The organism is Pseudomonas sp. LAIL14HWK12:I10 (genome assembly GCF_900184205.1).
GTDB lineage: Bacteria > Pseudomonadota > Gammaproteobacteria > Pseudomonadales > Pseudomonadaceae > Aquipseudomonas > Aquipseudomonas kermanshahensis.
This window is the reverse complement of the sequence record NZ_FXWU01000001.1, coordinates 163,640-181,343: the sequence shown is the minus strand read 5'-3', so window position 1 is coordinate 181,343 and position 17,704 is coordinate 163,640. Positions and strand designations below refer to the sequence as shown.

16 protein-coding genes are annotated in these 17,704 nt (G+C 60.6%); 9 read left to right on the top strand and 7 right to left on the bottom strand.

Annotated elements, in window-relative coordinates; all coding sequences use genetic code 11:
* Window positions 1-18 precede the first annotated feature (18 nt).
* The 3 genes from uvrD (at window position 19) to QOS90_RS00870 (ending at window position 3,691) form a co-directional block, all read left to right on the top strand.
* Entirely contained in the window at window positions 19-2,202 is a 2,184-nt protein-coding gene (uvrD, locus tag QOS90_RS00880; protein ID WP_027592099.1) for a DNA helicase II, read from the top strand.
* A 113-nt stretch (window positions 2,203-2,315) separates the two neighbouring features.
* Window positions 2,316-3,170: a Tim44 domain-containing protein gene (locus tag QOS90_RS00875; RefSeq protein ID WP_027592098.1), complete on the top strand. Its 855-nt coding sequence runs from the start codon at window positions 2,316-2,318 to the stop codon at window positions 3,168-3,170.
* Window positions 3,171-3,283: 113 nt separating this feature from the next.
* Entirely contained in the window at window positions 3,284-3,691 is a 408-nt protein-coding gene (locus QOS90_RS00870) for an SMI1/KNR4 family protein (protein ID WP_027592097.1), read from the top strand.
* A 157-nt stretch (window positions 3,692-3,848) separates the two neighbouring features.
* Here QOS90_RS00870 and QOS90_RS00865 read toward each other — a convergent pair whose 3' ends face one another.
* The gene (locus QOS90_RS00865; RefSeq protein WP_027592096.1) at window positions 3,849-5,609 is read right to left on the bottom strand and encodes a cation:proton antiporter; all 1,761 of its coding nucleotides are present in this window, start codon (window positions 5,607-5,609) and stop codon (window positions 3,849-3,851) included.
* A 323-nt stretch (window positions 5,610-5,932) separates the two neighbouring features.
* Between QOS90_RS00865 and QOS90_RS00860 the strand changes: the two genes are divergently transcribed.
* A complete protein-coding gene (locus QOS90_RS00860) occupies window positions 5,933-6,418 on the top strand; it encodes an acyl-CoA thioesterase (protein WP_085272149.1) in 486 nt (161 codons plus the stop codon).
* Here QOS90_RS00860 and pdxY read toward each other — a convergent pair.
* Window positions 6,415-7,287: a pyridoxal kinase PdxY gene (pdxY, locus tag QOS90_RS00855; RefSeq protein ID WP_085272148.1), complete on the bottom strand. Its 873-nt coding sequence runs from the start codon at window positions 7,285-7,287 to the stop codon at window positions 6,415-6,417. The two genes, QOS90_RS00860 and pdxY, sit on opposite strands and share 4 nt — an antisense overlap.
* 120 nt (window positions 7,288-7,407) lie before the next feature.
* Between pdxY and QOS90_RS00850 the strand changes: the two genes are divergently transcribed.
* Complete coding sequence (locus QOS90_RS00850; protein WP_027592093.1) at window positions 7,408-7,797, top strand: DUF3301 domain-containing protein; 390 nt, start codon at window positions 7,408-7,410, stop codon at window positions 7,795-7,797.
* Here the strand turns inward: QOS90_RS00850 and QOS90_RS00845 are convergent, their stop codons facing one another.
* The 3 genes from QOS90_RS00845 to zigA are packed head-to-tail and all read right to left on the bottom strand — an operon-like array spanning window position 7,798 to window position 10,641.
* A complete protein-coding gene (locus tag QOS90_RS00845) occupies window positions 7,798-8,769 on the bottom strand; it encodes a CobW family GTP-binding protein (RefSeq protein ID WP_085272147.1) in 972 nt (323 codons plus the stop codon).
* 40 nt (window positions 8,770-8,809) lie between these two features.
* Complete coding sequence (locus QOS90_RS00840; protein ID WP_085272146.1) at window positions 8,810-9,436, bottom strand: DUF1826 domain-containing protein; 627 nt, start codon at window positions 9,434-9,436, stop codon at window positions 8,810-8,812.
* The gene (zigA, locus tag QOS90_RS00835) at window positions 9,433-10,641 is read right to left on the bottom strand and encodes a zinc metallochaperone GTPase ZigA (protein WP_027592090.1); all 1,209 of its coding nucleotides are present in this window, start codon (window positions 10,639-10,641) and stop codon (window positions 9,433-9,435) included. The genes QOS90_RS00840 and zigA overlap by 4 nt, the downstream gene beginning before the upstream one ends.
* 115 nt (window positions 10,642-10,756) lie before the next feature.
* On the opposite strand from zigA, the gene QOS90_RS00830 reads away from it, so the two are divergent.
* Together QOS90_RS00830 and folE2 are read left to right on the top strand one after the other, a co-directional pair.
* The gene (locus QOS90_RS00830) at window positions 10,757-11,137 is read left to right on the top strand and encodes a hypothetical protein (protein WP_027592089.1); all 381 of its coding nucleotides are present in this window, start codon (window positions 10,757-10,759) and stop codon (window positions 11,135-11,137) included.
* 23 nt (window positions 11,138-11,160) lie between these two features.
* Window positions 11,161-12,066: a GTP cyclohydrolase FolE2 gene (folE2, locus tag QOS90_RS00825; protein ID WP_027592088.1), complete on the top strand. Its 906-nt coding sequence runs from the start codon at window positions 11,161-11,163 to the stop codon at window positions 12,064-12,066.
* Here the strand turns inward: folE2 and QOS90_RS00820 are convergent.
* Window positions 12,050-12,577: a DUF3617 domain-containing protein gene (locus QOS90_RS00820; protein ID WP_027592087.1), complete on the bottom strand. Its 528-nt coding sequence runs from the start codon at window positions 12,575-12,577 to the stop codon at window positions 12,050-12,052. The genes folE2 and QOS90_RS00820 overlap by 17 nt on opposite strands.
* Window positions 12,578-12,708: 131 nt before the next feature.
* Here QOS90_RS00820 and cls point away from each other — a divergent pair, with 131 nt between their 5' ends.
* Window positions 12,709-14,148, top strand: coding sequence for a cardiolipin synthase (cls, locus tag QOS90_RS00815; RefSeq protein ID WP_085272145.1), 1,440 nt, complete (start codon window positions 12,709-12,711; stop codon window positions 14,146-14,148).
* Between the two features lie 722 nt (window positions 14,149-14,870).
* Here the strand turns inward: cls and cfaB are convergent.
* Window positions 14,871-16,055, bottom strand: coding sequence for a C17 cyclopropane fatty acid synthase CfaB (cfaB, locus tag QOS90_RS00810; RefSeq protein ID WP_027592085.1), 1,185 nt, complete (start codon window positions 16,053-16,055; stop codon window positions 14,871-14,873).
* Between the two features lie 208 nt (window positions 16,056-16,263).
* Here cfaB and lpdA point away from each other — a divergent pair, with 208 nt between their 5' ends.
* Complete coding sequence (gene lpdA / locus QOS90_RS00805; RefSeq protein ID WP_085272144.1) at window positions 16,264-17,664, top strand: dihydrolipoyl dehydrogenase; 1,401 nt, start codon at window positions 16,264-16,266, stop codon at window positions 17,662-17,664.
* Window positions 17,665-17,704 lie beyond the last annotated feature (40 nt).

Below are 17,704 nucleotides of genomic sequence, written 5' to 3'. Positions count from 1 at the left end.
TCGCCCTAGAATGGCCCGATGCGCACAGATGACCTCTCCCTCCTGCTGAACTCCCTCAATGACGCCCAACGCCAGGCCGTAGCCGCCTCGCTCGGGCGTCAACTGGTGCTTGCCGGCGCCGGTTCCGGTAAAACTCGCGTGCTGGTGCACCGCATCGCCTGGCTGATCCAGGTCGAGCAGGCCTCGCCGCACTCGATCTTGTCGGTGACCTTCACCAACAAGGCCGCGGCAGAAATGCGCCAGCGGATCGAGCAGTTGCTGGGGATAAACCCGGCGGGCATGTGGGTGGGCACGTTCCACGGCCTGGCCCATCGCCTGCTGCGCGCGCACTGGCAGGAAGCCCGGCTGGTGCAGAACTTCCAGATTCTCGACAGCGATGACCAGCAGCGCTTGGTCAAGCGGGTGATGCGCGAGCTTGGCCTCGATGAGCAGAAGTGGCCAGCACGCCAGGCGCAGTGGTTCATCAACGGGCAGAAAGACGAAGGCCTGCGCCCCCAGCATATCCAGCCCGGCGGTGACCTGTTCCTGTCGACCATGCGCGACGTCTATACCGCCTACGAACAGGCCTGTGAGCGCGCCGGGGTCATCGACTTCTCCGAGCTGCTGCTACGTGCCCTGGACCTGTGGCGCGATCACCCTGGCCTGCTGGAGCATTACCAGCGGCGCTTCCGCCATGTGCTGGTGGACGAGTTCCAGGACACCAACGCCGTGCAGTACGCCTGGTTGCGCCTGCTCGCGCGCGGTGGCGACAGCCTGATGGCGGTGGGTGACGACGACCAGTCGATCTACGGCTGGCGCGGCGCCAAGATCGAAAACATCCACCAGTACACAGCCGACTTCCCCGACGCCGAGATGATCCGCCTGGAGCAGAACTACCGCTCCACCGGCGGCATCCTCAAGGCAGCCAACGCCTTGATCGCCAACAACAGCGGGCGCCTGGGCAAAGAGCTGTGGACCGACATGGGCGAAGGCGAACCGCTGACCCTTTACGCGGCCTACAACGAACACGATGAAGCGCGCTACGTGGTGGAAACCATCGAGAGCCTGATCAAGCAAGGCAATGCGCGCAACGAAATCGCCATTCTGTACCGCTCCAACGCCCAGTCGCGGGTACTGGAAGAAGCCCTGCTGCGCGAACGCATTCCGTACCGCATCTACGGCGGCCAGCGCTTCTTCGAACGTGCCGAAATCAAGAACGCCATGGCCTACCTGCGCCTGCTCGAAGGCCGTGGCAACGATGCAGCGCTGGAGCGGGTTATCAACGTGCCACCGCGCGGTATCGGCGAAAAAACCGTCGAAGCCATCCGCGACCACGCCCGCCACAGCCAGCTGTCGATGTGGGAGGCGATGTGCCAATTGATCGCCGCCAAAGCCCTCAAGGGCCGCGCCGCCAGCGCCCTGGGGGCGTTCATCGAGTTGATCGAGGGCTTGGCCGCCAAGGTTGTGGACATGCCACTGCATACCATGACCCAAGTCACCATCGAACAGTCCGGCCTGATCCTCTATCACCAGGAAGAAAAGGGTGAAAAGGGCCAGGCACGGGTAGAAAACCTTGAGGAACTGGTCAGCGCTGCGCGCAACTTCGAGTCCAGCGACGAAGACGCCGACCTCTCGCCGCTCTCCGCCTTCCTTGGCCATGCATCGCTCGAAGCGGGCGATACCCAGGCCGACGAGCATGAAGACAGCATACAGCTGATGACCTTGCACAGCGCCAAAGGCCTGGAATTCCCCTACGTGTTCCTGGTGGGCATGGAAGAAGGCCTGTTCCCGCACAAGATGAGCCTGGAAGAGCCTGGCCGCCTTGAAGAAGAACGTCGCCTGGCCTACGTGGGCATTACCCGCGCCATGCGCCAGCTGGTCATGACCTACGCCGAGACACGTCGCCTGTATGGCAGCGAGACCTACAACAAGGTGTCGCGTTTCGTACGCGAGATTCCGGCAGGCCTGGTCCAGGAAGTGCGCCTGTCCAACAGTGTCACCCGCCCGTTCGGCGGGGCGAAGGCCACCACCAGCAACCTGTTCGCCAATGCCAACATTCCGCAAACCGCCTTCAATCTCGGGCAGCGGGTGCAGCATGCGGTGTTCGGCGAAGGGGTTATCCTCAACTTCGAAGGCTCTGGCGCCCAGGCCCGTGTGCAGGTGAATTTTGCCGAAGGCAGCAAGTGGCTGATGCTGGGGTATGCGAAGCTCGAGGCGGTGTAGGCAGCGCCTTGTAACATTCAGGCAAAAGCTCGAAACATTATGTCGCTGGTCATGTGCCCGGGAACCTGTGCACCATGACGCGCGTGCAATCCACAACAGGGGATATCCCACTTATGCAACGTTTTCTTAGCATCGCTCTGGCGCTCTGCGTCGGCTTGACGCTGAGCCTGGACGCCAACGCCAAGCGGTTCGGCGGCGGCAAGAGCTCGGGCTCCGCGCCTATTCACCAGACCCGTCAGGCCACGCCAACCACGCCTGCCGCCGCGCCGACCGCGCCAGGCCGTGCACCGGCTGCCGCCAGCGGTGCTTCGCGCTGGCTGGGCCCACTGGCCGGCCTCGCCGCCGGTGGCCTGCTGGCCTCCATGTTCATGGGTGACGGCTTCCAGGGCATGCAGATCATGGACTTCCTGATCATGGGCCTGATCGCCTTCCTGGTGTTCCGCTTCATTGCCGCGCGTCGCCGCCAGCAGCAGCCGCAAATGGCCGCACCGGGCCATGCGCCGTTCCAGCGTGAAGCCCACGCACAGCCTGCCCAGCCGTCGGTCTTCGGTGGCTCGGCCGCACCTGCCGCTGCAGCCGCTCCGGTGATCAACGCACCGGCCTGGTTCAACGAGCAGAGCTTCCTGGCTGCCGCGCAAAGCCACTTCCAGTCGCTGCAGCAGCACTGGGATGCCAACGAGATGGACAAGATCGCCGAGTTCGTCACGCCGCAGATGCTCGAGTTCCTCAAGCGCGAACGTGCCGAGTTGGGTGATGGCTTCCAGGCCACCTACATCGACAACCTCGAAGTGCAGCTGGACGGTGTAGACGACCGCGCCGACCGTACCGACGCCACCCTGACCTTCCGTGGCGTGTCGAAGACCTCGCGCTTCGACCAGGGCGAAGTGTTCAGCGAAAGCTGGCACATGGTTCGCGCCCAGGGCGAGAACCAGCCTTGGCTGGTCGCCGGTATCCGTCAAAACGGCTAACCGACAGGCGCACTACAAAAACCCCGGGCCTTGTCCCGGGGTTTTTGCTTTTGCCACACTGGGCTACTAGGGTATAACGCGCAGCGTTGTCATCAGGTAAGAGGAAGTGAACCGTGGAAGAAGTGATCGAACAACTCCGTGAAGCCAATGAACCGGTACCGGTACCTTTGGAGCTTCCCGATGAAGATCAGCTGGTAGAAATCGAAGAGCAGCTGTTCATCAACATTCCCTACGTGTTCAAGGAGTTCCTGCTGACCGTCAGTGATGTGGTCTACGGCTCCCTGGAACCGGTCACGGTCACCGACCCACAGTCGCATACCTACCTGCCAGATGTTGCATCCAATGCCTGGGATGCCGGCGTGCCGCGCGAACTGATCCCGATCTGCCAGGACGGTGATAACTATTACTGCGTGGAAGAAGACGGCACTGTCGTGCTGTGGGACGCCGAAGAAGAAATCGTCCTTGAAGACAGCTGGGAGTCGGTCTGGCACTGGGCGCGGGACGTCTGGCTGGAAAGCTGATTATTCCTACAAAAGCATCAGAAATACCGCCAGGAAAATTTATGGCTCAGGGCCATTAATGCGATTAAAATCGCCAGGCTTTCTGCGCCTGGCGACATCGCTACCGCTCCATCCCCTCGGACGACGGTGAAATCTTGCGCAGGGAGCATTACCTCCCTCAGTGCGAATTCTCGCGGCTGTTCTCCAGCGTCTCTAGCAAGGCAATCTGCATGCGCGTGTGCACGCGGATAAACCAACGCCACAGTAAAGCCACCACCACTGCCGCCACCACCGCAATGACCAATAGCAGTTCACTGGTAGGCAGGATGCTCGCCGACAGCGCCGACAACAGCAGGAAGATCACCAGCAGCGACAGCAGCGGGATCACCTCGGCAATCACACGACGCACACGCTGGGTGTGACGCCCCGCCATTTCAGGCTTCACGCCCATCTCCGCCAGCAGCATCGACAACGCCTTAAGCTTGCGATACGCCGCAATCAGGAACGGCAGCGACAGCAGCAATGCCGCCCCCCAAATCACCGCCTTTTGCTGGCTGACATCGGTGAACCACTCACTGAGCCAATTGCCAATGCGCCCAGCGAAGTAACCACCGGTGAAGAAGATGGCAATCACCAGTGCCAAGTTAACGCCAACCTGCAACAGGATGCGGCGGATCATGGCTGCCAGCATGGCACCTTCACCTTGCGGCTGAATGTTGCGCAACCATTCGCCATACAGCGACAGCACACGCGCCAGACGGCTCGGCACCACCTTACCCAGCTTCAATGACAGGGGGTCGGCCGCACGGATCAGATAAGGCGTCAGCAGCGTGGTAATGGCCGAAACAGCAACCGCCACCGGATACAGGAAATCGCTGGTGACCTGCAGGGTCATGCCCAGCGCGGCGATGATGAACGAGAACTCGCCGATCTGCGAAAGCCCCATGCCGACACGCAACGAAGTGCGGCCATCATTGCCAGCGATAAACGCCCCCATGCCACAGGACAGCATCTTGCCAAGTACTACCGCCAAGGTGATGACCACGATCGGCCAGGCGTAGTCGATCAGTACCTGAGGGTCGATCATCAGGCCGATGGCGACAAAGAAAATGGCGCTGAACAGGTCACGTACCGGCTCGATCAGTTGCTCGATTTTCAGCAGCTGGCGCGACTCGGCCATGATCGCGCCAATCAGGAAGGCGCCCAGGACCATGCTGTATTCCAGCTTCACCACCAGCAGGCAGAACCCGAAACACAGGCCCAACACGGTAATCAGCAACATCTCGTTGCTTTCGAATTTCGCCACATAGGCCAACAGCCGTGGCACCAGCAAGATGCCGATGACCAGCGCGACAATCATGAACAGCGACAGCTTGCCGACCGTGGAAAACACCTCGCCAGAGCTGACCGTGCCGCTGACGGCGATGCCCGAGAGCAAGGCGATGATGCCGATACCGAGGATATCCTCGACGATCAGCACGCCGAATATCAGTTGAGCGAAGCGCTCGTTCTTCATCTTCAGGTCGTTGAGCGCCTTGACGATGATGGTGGTCGAGGAGATCGCCAGGATAGCGCCGAGGAACAACGAATCCATGGTGTTCCAACCGAACCAGCGACCGATCTCGAACCCGATCCAGATCATCAGCACGATTTCCAGGAACGCCGCGATAAACGCTGTGGCGCCGACCTTGAACAGCTTGCGCAGGCTGAACTCGAGCCCCAAGCAGAACATCAGGAAGATCACCCCGAGCTCGGCGAGGGTCTTGATGGTGTCTTCATCGTGGATCAGGCCAAACGGCGGTGTGTGGGGGCCGATGATGAAGCCGGCGACGATATAGCCCAACACGACGGGTTGCTTGAGGCGGTGGAAGAGAATCGTGACCACCCCGGCAACCAGCATGATCACTGCCAGGTCCTGGATGAAGCTGATGGCATGCATGGCGCGATACTCCTTTTATCGAATGCCCGGGCAGACCGCTCCTCTGCCAAGGCAAACCGAGCGAGCAGCAAGTACATACTGTATTGAATGCAGGAAAGCCCATGTTGCATGGGCGTACTCAGGTTAACATCGCACCCCGCCGCATAACGCCGGTGCAATATGTAGAAACAGATCGGCAGGTTAACCGCCGCCGATGGCGTGATCAGCGTGACCATGGCGCATCAGCCAACGTCCCGTACCAGGCAGGCAAACTCAAAGAGGGGAAACAGAACGTGTCAGCAGATACCCGCCCCGATTCAGCGCAACCTCACCGTGAGCACACTATGGAACCTGGAAACGCCCAGCTGAGCATGACCGTCCTGATGACCCCGGACATGGCCAACTTCTCCGGCAACGTGCATGGCGGCACTTTGCTCAAATACCTGGACGAAGTCGCCTATGCCTGTGCAAGCCGCTACGCCGGCAGCTACGTGGTGACCCTGTCGGTCGACCAGGTGATCTTCCGTGAACCCGTGCACGTGGGTGAACTGGTGACGTTCCTCGCATCGGTCAACTACACCGGCAACACCTCGATGGAGGTGGGCATCAAGGTGGTGACCGAAAACATCCGGGAACGCTCGGTGCGCCACTCCAACAGCTGCTTCTTCACCATGGTGGCGGTCGATGACAACCGCCGCCCGGTAGCGGTGCCGCCGCGCCAACCGCTCAGCAGCGAGGAGAAGCGCCGGTTCCTGCAGGGCCAGCAACGCCGGCAAATCCGCCAGGAGCTGGAAAAGCGCTACCAGGACCTCAAGACCGACGCCGTTTAAAGCGCCAGGCGCTGCGCTTCGAAGCGCACGCGCGGGTGGGCGATACGATCCTGGGCCCGCACCAGCTGCAGCTCGTAGCTGGCACAGGCCTGGGTTTCGAGCAGCACTTCATGCACTGCCGAGGCCGTGAACTCGAACGCCTGCAGCCACGTGTCGCCAAGTAGCACACGGGCCAGGAACAGGCCGGACGTCAGGTCGCCCACGCCCACCGGCTGACGCGGAAAAGCCAGCAGCGGGCGGCGCAGGTGCCAGCTGTCTTCGGCGGTCACCAACAGCATCTCGAACTGGTCCTCGGCGCGCCCGGGATACGCCAGGTGCTTGACCAGCACCACTCTCGGCCCGCGCGCGAGCAGGCTGCGCGCCATCTGCACGCAATCTTCCAGCGACTGCGCACGGCGGCCACAAAAACTGTCCAGCTCCAGCTGATTAGGGCAAAGGATGTCGGCCCGGGCGGCCGCTTCTTCAAGCAGAAACTCGCTCACTTCCTGCGGCACGATGCAGCCTTTCTCGGGGTGGCCCATGACCGGGTCGCACAGGTACAGCGCTTTGGGGTTCACACCCTTGATGCGCTCGACCCCCGCCAGGATCGCCCGCCCCTGTTCGGCACTGCCCAGGTAGCCAGAAAGCACCGCATCGCAGTGGCCCAGCTCGCCGATGTTGGAAATGCCTTCCACCAACGCAGGAATTTGCGCTGGAGCAAGCACGTCGCCTGCCCACTGGCCATACTGAGTATGATTGGAAAACTGCACGGTATTGAGCGGCCAGACATTGACCCCAATACGCTGCATGGGAAACACCGCGGCGCTGTTGCCGGCGTGGCCGAACACCACATGTGACTGGATGGCGAGCAGGTGCGGGGTACGTTTCATGCGGGAGATTTCCAAAGCTGTTTCAAGGATTGTGCGCAGCGCAGTATGAACTCGATTGCCACCTGTACGACAGGCCAGGGACGCAGTTAAGCTGGTTCGACCTGTTTGGAGCATACGCAAATGTTGACCCTGGAGAATCTCTTCGTCCTGATGCTGGTCGCCACGGCAGGCGCTTGGTTGTGGCACAACCATGGGTTGCGCGAGAAAGCCTTGGAGCGGGTCAAGCAGCATTGCGCCAAGCTCGACCTCGAACTGCTCGACGATGCCGTTGCCCTCAAGCGCATCGCCTTTGTCCGTGACGCCAACGGCAAAAAGCGCCTGGCGCGCATCTATGCCTTCGAGTTCACCGTGACGGGTGAGCAGCGTCACCCCGGCACCGTCACCCAGTTCGGCGCCCACAGCGTGCAGATCGAACTGGCGCCCTACCCGTTCGAAATCAAGACGCCACCGCGCACTGACAATGTGATAGAGATGCAGCAGTGGCGCCAAGAGCACAACCGCTGGCGCTGATTAACGCATAAGGCATTCCTTCAAGCCGGCCTCCAGGGCCGGCTGCGGTTGAGCGTGATCAAAAATCAGCTCGATGCGCGTATCCCTGCGCCAGTCGCTCGGCTGCCAGTCCGGCAGCACCCCATCCAGCCCATTGAAAGACTGCCAACCTTGCCCTGTGTGGATAACTCCCTTGGCGCGGCGCCACGGCCAGGCGTGCAAAAACGCTAGTACGCGTTGTGGATAAAATTGCTGGCTGGGATGCCAGCGCCAGCCAATACTCCAACCTCCCTCCCCTTGCTGCGCACTGCAGATCGGCTCATTGGGCTTATTCCATAGGGTTGCAGGCGTATTTCCCAGATTGTCGACAATCCTGTTATCCACATCTGGCGGCGAAATAGCCCCTGTGGATGAAATCAGAAGCCGCGAAATGGGCAGCATCCCCTGGTATGTCCAAAGAATATCTTTTTGTGGAAATTTCTTAGTTATCAACAACCTATGACATTCATCCACAGCCTCGGATTTGTTGAAAACCACTGTCTTGCAGGCCTCGAAAGCGTGCAGTTGAGCCTCTGGAAGCGGCTCGTCGCGGAGCATTTTCTGAGCATCCACAACCATGAGAAGTGGCTGGATTGTCAGCACTCCAACCCAAGGCGCTTGCTGAAGTTGAGCGAGCAACTGCAACGGATGGCCTAGGCCGGAGGGCTCGATGAACAATCGATCAGGACGGGCCTTGCGCAACAGCCGGCCCAAACCCACCTGGAACGGCATGCCATTGACGCAGCACAGGCAGCCCCCAGCGACTTCACCGATGGCGATGCCGTCCTCGTCGCGGCTTAGCAAGGCGGCATCGAGCCCCACCAGGCCGAACTCATTGATCAACACGGCCCAACGCTCACCGGCGGGGCGTTGGGCCAGCAAATGACGGATGAGCGTGGTCTTGCCGGCGCCCAGTGGGCCGGCAATCACGTGGGTAGGGATGTTCTGCAACATGGCATGGCTTCAGGCTGGGGGTTCGCCTCACTATGCGCCGTCACGCCAGCCAGTCAAGGCTGAGCAACAAGCGCCCTTGACGCCCGGAGGGGGAGCGATGAACCAACCCAGCACCCTCGTTGCCCTGCCACTTTTCGCCTTTCAGCACGGCCACTTCGCCTGCCTGCAGGCACTGAATGTTATCCACAGGTGGCACGGCCTGGTGTAGTTCGCGCCGATCCACAGCGCCTTCTTTCAGCCACTCGCTACCGGGGCCTGCATAGCTGGTAAGCAAGCGCACCGGCACGTGGTCCACATGGAAGCGCGGGCACATCGGCCCTTGCAGCACACGCAGGCGCAGGCCCACTCGGCGCGCGCCGAGCAGGCAGGTATAGGCAGCCACCAGCCAGCTGACATCGGCGACGAAGCTCTCATAGCCTTGCAGGTCGGCAGCTTCGCGCAACAGGCCGGTCAACGCCGGCATCTGCTGTTCGTCCACATCGATTACGCGCTGGTCAGCCAAGGGTTGGCTGAGGCTGATGACCAGCTGTGCAAAATCCTCCAGCTGGGCCGGCAAGCGCCGACGCCATACCGCCAGGTTCACGCCGTCCTGCAGAACATCGGTTAGCACCTGAGGCGACTCACCGAACACCTGAAAGATATCCACAGGGCTATGCGCGAGGTTCATGCTGCCGCCTCTTCATGCCAAGGGCCGAATGGGTCGGGCAGACGTAACCAACCCATCGGCCCTAATTGCATTTCTGCATCCGTCAACAGGCAGCTTTCAAGCTCTGTGGATAACTTTTCGAAGTCGATATTTTGCCCGATGAACACCAATTCCTGGCGGCAGTCACCCGTCTCCACAGTCCAGTATTTCAGTATCGCCTCGGCGTTATCCACATCCTGCGGCCACTGTTCACGCGGCACGAATCGCCACCAGCGACCGGCCATGCCATGGCGCATCATGCCCCCCGCCTGAGACCAGCTACCGGCCTCCTGATACTTGCTGGCCAGCCAGAAAAAACCCTTCGAACGCAGCAGCCTGCCGTTGCTCCAGGGCTTGTGGATAAAGTCGAAAAAGCGTTGTGGATGAAGTGGGCGCCTCGCTTGCCAGGTGCTGGCGGCGATGCCGTACTCTTCGGTTTCCGGCACATGCGCGCCACGCAACTCCTGCAGCCAGCCGGGGGCTTGTGCGGCCTGGTCGAAGTCGAACAGGCCCGTGTCGAGGATGCGCGCCAGCGGTACCTCCCCCATCACCATGGGCACAATCTGCGCCCTGGCGTTGAGGCTGCGCAAAATGGCCGTGAGCTCTTCACGTTCGTGCTGGCTGATCAAGTCGATCTTGCTCAACAGCAACACGTCGGCGAACTCGACCTGCTCGATCAGCAGGTCGCTGATTGAACGCTCATCGTCATCACCCAGGGTCTCGCCACGGCTGGCCAGGCTATCCGCTGCCTGGTAGTCGCGCATAAAGTTGAGGCCATCGACCACCGTGACCATGGTGTCCAGCCGGGCCATGTCGGACAGGCTGCGGCCCTGCTCATCGCGAAAGGTGAACGTCTCGGCCACCGGTAGCGGCTCGGATATGCCGGTGGACTCGATCAGCAAATAGTCGAAGCGCCCCTCTTCGGCTAACCGCGCCACTTCCTCGAGCAGGTCTTCGCGCAGCGTGCAGCAAATGCAGCCGTTGCTCATCTCGACGAGTTTTTCTTCTGCGCGGTTCAGGCTGACGTTGCGTTGCACCTCGCTGGCATCGATGTTGATTTCACTCATGTCGTTCACGATCACCGCGACGCGCAGGTTGTCGCGGTTACGCAGTACATGGTTGAGCAAGGTGCTCTTGCCGGCGCCAAGAAAGCCAGACAGCACGGTAACGGGGAGACGGTTGGGCATGGCGAAACCTCTTCAGGCAGACGCATTCGAAACGATGCATTGCATAATGTTATAAAGTAACAATACAATTTCGCCAAGCTGTTCTCGTCGGAAGAGTGATCGCCGGAGATGAAAAATGAAGCCTCCACGCGCTGTGCTGATGCTGTTGCTGGCCATGCCCACAACGCTGTTAGCCATGCCACAGAGCAACCCGTTGGCACTGTGTACCCGCAGCGCGACCTTGTTGGCCTGCCAGGATGGCAAGGGCAGTTATTACAGTGTGCGCACTGAAGGCAGCACGTTCTATCTGCGTGGCTATGAGCACGTGAGCCGCCGTTCATGGGCGCAAACCAACAGCCGCTATGGTGGGTTGACCTTCTACACCGGCCTGGCCAGCGACGGTGAGGCTTGGGTGGGCTATAGCCGCCGTATCGGCTGGACTACGTTGAACCGGGTGTCCAGCTCCAGTGGGCAGCGCTTCAACCTGCACTGCAGCTTGATCGGCGGTTGCCGCTGAAACCTTTTCGTTTGGAATGACACATGACCCAACTCACGCTTCCCGACATCGCCGCACAAGCTCAACAGTACGCCTTACCCCTCGACTGGGTAGGTATGTGCGGGATCGCTGTGCCTGTGCAATTCGAAGGTCGCACAGCCGCTGCCACTGTCGACGCGGGCGTGAGCCTGGTGGACGGTAGCTCACGCGGTATCCACATGTCGCGCCTGTACCTGGCATTGGAATCACTGGAACATCAACCGCTCACCCCCATAGCGATTCGTCAGCTACTGGCAGATTTTCTGAGCAGCCATGAAGGGCTCTCTTCCGCTGCTTATCTGCGCGTCACCTTCGAGCACCTGCTGAAACGGCCAGCTCTGATCAGCCCATTGGCAGGTTGGAAAAGCTATCCGATTACCCTCGATGCCCGCATCGAAAGTGAAGTGTTCCACGTGGAACTATTTGTTTCTGTGCCTTACTCATCGACGTGCCCGTGCTCTGCAGCACTCGCAAGGCAGCTGATTCAGCAGCAGTTTCAGGCGGACTTTGCAGAGGGGCGCTTGGATAAAGACAGTGTGTTGGAGTGGCTGGGCAGCAGCCAGGGCATTGTTGCGACGCCCCATAGCCAACGCAGTAGCGCGAAAATTCACGTGCGCCTGAAACGTAATTTGCTAGCGCTGCCGATTACCGAGTTGATCGACCGTGTCGAGGCCAGCTTGGGAACGGCCGTGCAAACGGCGGTTAAGCGCGCGGACGAACAAGCGTTCGCATTGGCCAACGGGCAGAACCTCATGTTCTGCGAAGACGCCGCACGACGACTGCATCAATCGTTGCGCCAAATAGAATGGGCCACGGCCTTCAAGCTGCGCGTGGAACATGCAGAGAGCCTGCATGCCCACGACGCAGTCGCCACCAGCCAATGGCAATGGAACCTCACGTGCGCGGTTTGACCGCGCCACAATCATTGCCCAACCAGACGGCTCGGGTGTTCATGCTGCCTTGCTGCTGCACCCCCGATGCGTTGAACGTACCACTGACCTGGGTGGTGAATTCCTTATCACTGAGGAAGGTAGCCTTCCCAGTGCCCTGAGCCTTGGGGCAGCTGAACTGGAACTTCCAGACATTACCGGTGCGGTCGGTAATCTTCTGCGTGCAACCCGACTTCGGGTCTTGCAGCGGGATATCGTTGGTGGCCACCTGCTCTTGCGTCAGGCACGAGCGCACGCCCTTGCCTCCCACTGTCACACCCTGTTTTGCCAGCACCCCTTCCATCATGGCGCGCTGCTCTGGCGGCAGGTTTTTCAACTGGCCGAGCATGAACTCCATGTCGGGTAACGGCTTGCCATCGACCTGCATGTTGCTGGTGGTCAGCTCCCACAAGCCGGGCTGCAACATCTGTGCATGCACCAATGGGCTGCTCAGGCCAAGGGCCAACGCCAACAGTGGCAGACGAATCTTCATGGACGAACGCTCCTGGAAAAAACCGGCCAACGGGCCGGGCTGAGGCTTAGACGCCAAATCCAGCTGCAGGTTGCAAGCCGCACCTGGAACGTGTTCTGTTACCCACAGTGTACTCGGCAAGCAGGATGCATATGGATTACCACAGCCCCTACTTCTTCGGTTATGTGCTCGGCCTGATTCACCTGTTGGGCATTGTCGCCGCACTGCATGCAGTGTTCACCGTGCGCACCGCCCAAGGTGCGATTGCCTGGGCCATGCCCCTGGTCTTCATTCCCTACCTGACGCTCATCCCCTACCTGATCTTCGGTGCTCGCTCCTTCTATGCCTACATCAAGGCACGGCGCCAGGCCAACCAGGAAATGCACGTGGCCATGGCCAACCTGAACTGGCGCCCCTGGGTAGAAGAGGCCCTCACCGCCCGCGAGTCGGAAAGCTATGCCGCCCTGCGCGCCATGCCCAAACTTGGGCGCATGCCTTGCCTGGCGAACAACCAGGTAAAGCTGTTGATCGACGGCAAGGCGACTTTCGATGCCATCTTCGCCGCCATCCATCAAGCCCGCGACGTGGTGCTGGTACAGTTCTTCATCATCCACGACGACACGTTGGGCAAGGCACTGCAGCAGTTGCTGTTGCGCAAAGCGGCTGAAGGCGTGAAGGTTTTCGTGCTGTATGACCGCGTCGGCAGCCATGCCTTGCCGGCCAGCTACAGCCAGGTACTGCGTGACGGTGGCGTGGAGATTCATGCCTTCGCTACACGCCGTGGTTGGTTCAACCGCTTTCAGGTCAACTTCCGCAACCACCGCAAGATCGTGGTGGTGGATGGCCTGACGGGTTTCATCGGCGGGCACAACGTGGGTGACGAGTACTTGGGTGAGCACCCGCAACTGTCGCCCTGGCGCGATACCCATGTGCAGATCGGTGGCCCGGTACTGGCCTGTTTGCAGGAGTCGTTCGCCGAAGACTGGTACTGGGCGACCCGCCAGCTGCCGCCGTTGATCCTGCCCGACACCTACCCGGACAACGGCGTACTGTGCCAAGCCCTCGCCAGCGGGCCGGCAGACCCACAAGAAACCTGCTCGCTGTTCTTCCTCGAAGCGATCCATTCGGCGACACGCCGGGTGTGGATCACCAGCCCCTACTTCATCCCGGACGAAGCCGTTTTTGCCGCGTTGCGCCTGGCGGTTCTGCGCGGTGTGGATGTGCGCATCCTCATTCCGTCACGGCCCGACCACCGGATCGTCTACGCCGCCTCCAGCCTGTTTGCCTTCGAAGCGGTACGTGCCGGTGTGCGCATGTTCCGTTACTTGCCGGGCTTTCTGCACCAGAAGGTGGTGCTGGTGGATGACGAGGTCAGCGCGATTGGCAGTGCGAACCTGGATAACCGTTCGTTCCGCCTGAACTTCGAAATCACCTTGCTGACCGTCGATCGCGTGTTCGCCGACCAGGTCGAACAGATGCTGCTGCGTGACTTTGATCAAGCCCGGGAAATCACCCCAGAAGACAGTCTCGATACCCATCGGCTGCAGCAGCTTGGGATGCGAATAGCCCGGTTGATCTCGCCGATTCTTTGAGTTGAGTTTCAAGCTTACTCAATCTCTGTAGGAGCAGCCTTGTGCTGCGAAGAGGCCAGTGCAGGCACCCTCAATCGATGCTGCTTGCACCGGCCTCTTCGCAGCACAAGGCTGCTCCTACAAAGGTTGGACGATCTGCGGTAAAGATCCTCGCGGGTCCAAGGCAGGTCATGGCGACCATCGGCGTAGGGCTTCACAACCAGGATCTGGTGCACGGGCTTTGTGCACCAGAACGTGGTGCTGCGTGACTTTGATCAAGCCCGGGAAATCACGGCAGATAATGGACGGGTGCCCAAGATCTGGGGCGCAGCTCAATTCTTTGTAGGAGCAGCCTTGCGCTGCGAAGAGGCCAGTGCAGGCACCCGCAATCGATGGTGCTTGCACCGGCCTCTTCGCAGCACAAGGCTGCTCCTACAAAGGTTGGACGTTCAGCGGTAAAGATCCTCGCGGGTCCAAGGCAGGTCATGGCGACCATCGGCCTAGGGCTTCACAGCCAGGATCTGGTGCACGGGCTTTGTGCACCAGAACGTGGTGCTGCGTGACTTTGATCAAGCCCGGGAAATCACGGCAGATAATGGACGGGTGCCCAAGATCTGGGGCGCAGCTCAATTCTTTGTAGGAGCAGCCTTGTGCTGCGAAGAGGCCAGTGCAGGCACCCTCAATCGATGCTGCTTGCACCGGCCTCTTCGCAGCGCAAGGCTGCTCCTACAAAGGTTGGACGTTCAGCGGTAAAGATCCTCGCGGGTCCAAGGCAGGTCATGGTGACCATCGGCATAGGGCTTCACAGCCAAAATCTGGTGCAGGTTGATCCAGCCCTTCTCGAAGGCATAGGCACAACCGGCCAGGTACAGCCGCCAGATACGCAGCGTCTTTTCCGGCACCATGGCCGCGGCGCGGTGCAGCTGGTTCTCCAGGTTTTCGCTCCAGTGGTGCAAGGTCTTGGCGTAATGCAGACGAAGGCTTTCTACATCGACCACCTCGAGCCCTGTTTCACAGATGCTCGCACTGATCATCGACAGGTGGGGCAGCTCGCCATGGGGGAACACATAACGGTCGATGAACTCCCCTGCCCCCCGCCCTACCGGCCGGCCATCCACATGCTTGGCGGTGATGCCATGGTTCATCACCAGGCCACCTTCGCGCACGGCACCGAACAGCTTCTGGCAATACAACGGCAGGTTGGCATGCCCCACGTGTTCGAACATGCCGACACTGACCACCTTGTCGAAACGCCCATCCTGGGGAAGGTCACGGTAGTCGAGGATCTGCAGGTCCACCTGCTCGGCCAACCCCTCCTCCTTCACCCGCTGACGGCCCAGCTTGAGTTGCTCCTTGCTCAAGGTAATGCCGAATACCTTGGCACCGTATTCGCGCGCGGCGAAGCGTGACAGGCCGCCCCAGCCACAGCCGACGTCCAGCAGGTAGTCGCCGGCCTGCAGGCGCAACTTGCGGCACAGGTGATCGAACTTGTCCTGCTGGGCCTGGGCGAGGGTGTTGTCTGGCTCACGGAAGTAGCCACAGGAGTAAGCCATGTCCGGGTCCAGCCACAGCTGGTAGAACGCGTTGGACAGGTCGTAGTGGTAGGAAATGGCTTCGGCATCGGTGTGTTTGTCATGGGCGGTACGCTGTGGAACAGCGTCCTCGTCGTCACTCAGCAGCGCCTCGCTGAGTTCGTCGCATACCCGAATGACCTCGCCGATATCGCCTTCAAGCTCCAGCTTGCCTTCAACGAAAGCCTCACCCAGCTCGTTTAAGCTCGGGTGGGTCAGCTGGCTGATCAGTTGAGGCTCCTTGATCAGGATCGTGACTTGCGGGCTGGGCCCAAGATCGAACTGGTTGCCGTCCCACAACTTCAGACGCAAAGGTAAGTGCAGGCTCTGCAACGCAGGTGGAAGTTGCGCAAGCATCAATGACCCTCCCTTCAGGTAACGGGGCGTCACGCCTCATAAATTCGGACGCCTCCGGATCAGGGTAGTTCATTGGTGCCGATTTTGGGCTTTACACGACGATGGTCTAGAACAAACAGACATGAAAGATACGCAGATTGTATACAACTTTACACGCACAGACTAACCTTGTGCCCCTCTCGCGCTTCTTCATCCTGGAGTTGAACCCATGAAATCCTATGACGTGGTGATCATCGGCGGTGGCCCTGGCGGCTACAACGCGGCAATCCGTGCAGGCCAGCTGGGCCTGACCGTTGCCTGTGTGGAAGGCCGCTCGACCTTGGGCGGCACCTGCCTCAATGTCGGCTGCATGCCGTCCAAGGCGCTGCTGCATGCATCCGAGCTGTACGAGGCCGCCAGCGGCGAGGAGTTCGCCCACCTCGGTATCGAAGTGAAGCCCACCTTGAACCTCGCCCAGATGATGAAGCAGAAGGACGAGAGCGTTACCGGCCTGACCAAGGGCATCGAGTACCTGTTCCGCAAGAACAAGGTCGACTGGGTCAAGGGTTGGGGGCGTCTGGATGGCGTTGGCAAAGTCGTGGTCAAGGCCGAGGACGGCAGCGAAAGCACCCTTCACGCCAAGGACATCGTCATTGCCACCGGCTCCGAGCCCACGCCCCTGCCAGGCGTGACCATCGACAATCAGCGCATCATCGATTCGACCGGTGCCCTGTCCCTGCCCCAGGTGCCCAAGCACCTGATCGTCATCGGCGCCGGCGTCATCGGCCTCGAGCTGGGTTCGGTATGGCGCCGCCTGGGCAGCGAAGTGACTGTCATCGAATACCTTGACCGCATCTGCCCGGGCACCGATGAAGAAACAGCCAAGACCTTGCAGAAGGCCTTGGCCAAGCAAGGCATGAGCTTCAAGCTCGGCAGCAAGGTCACCCAGGCCACCTCGTCGGCCGACGGCGTCAGCCTGACGTTGGAGCCCGCCGCCGGTGGCGACGCACAAACCTTGCAGGCCGACTACGTGCTGGTGGCCATCGGTCGCCGCCCCTACACCCAGGGCCTGAACCTGGAAAGCGTAGGCCTGGCGACCGACAAGCGCGGCATGCTCAGCAACGATCATCACCGCAGCTCGGTGCCTGGCATCTGGGTGATCGGCGATGTCACCTCAGGCCCGATGCTGGCGCACAAGGCTGAAGATGAAGCGGTGTCGTGCATCGAGCGCATCGCCGGCAAGGCCCATGAGGTCAACTACAACCTGATCCCCGGTGTCATTTATACCCGCCCCGAGCTGGCCAGCGTCGGCAAGACCGAAGAACAGCTCAAGGCCGAAGGCCGCGCCTACAAGGTGGGCAAGTTCCCCTTCACCGCCAACAGCCGCGCCAAGATCAACCACGAGACCGAAGGGTTCGCCAAGGTGCTCGCCGATGCCAACACCGACGAGGTACTGGGCGTGCACCTGGTGGGCCCGAGTGTCAGTGAGATGATCGGTGAATTCTGCGTAGCCATGGAGTTCTCGGCGTCGGCAGAGGACATCGCCCTCACCTGCCACCCGCACCCGACCCGCTCCGAGGCATTGCGCCAGGCGGCGATGAATGTGGAAGGGATGGCGATGCAGATCTGACAAAACCTCGGCCACAGGTGCCGGTGCTGGCACGGTTGAT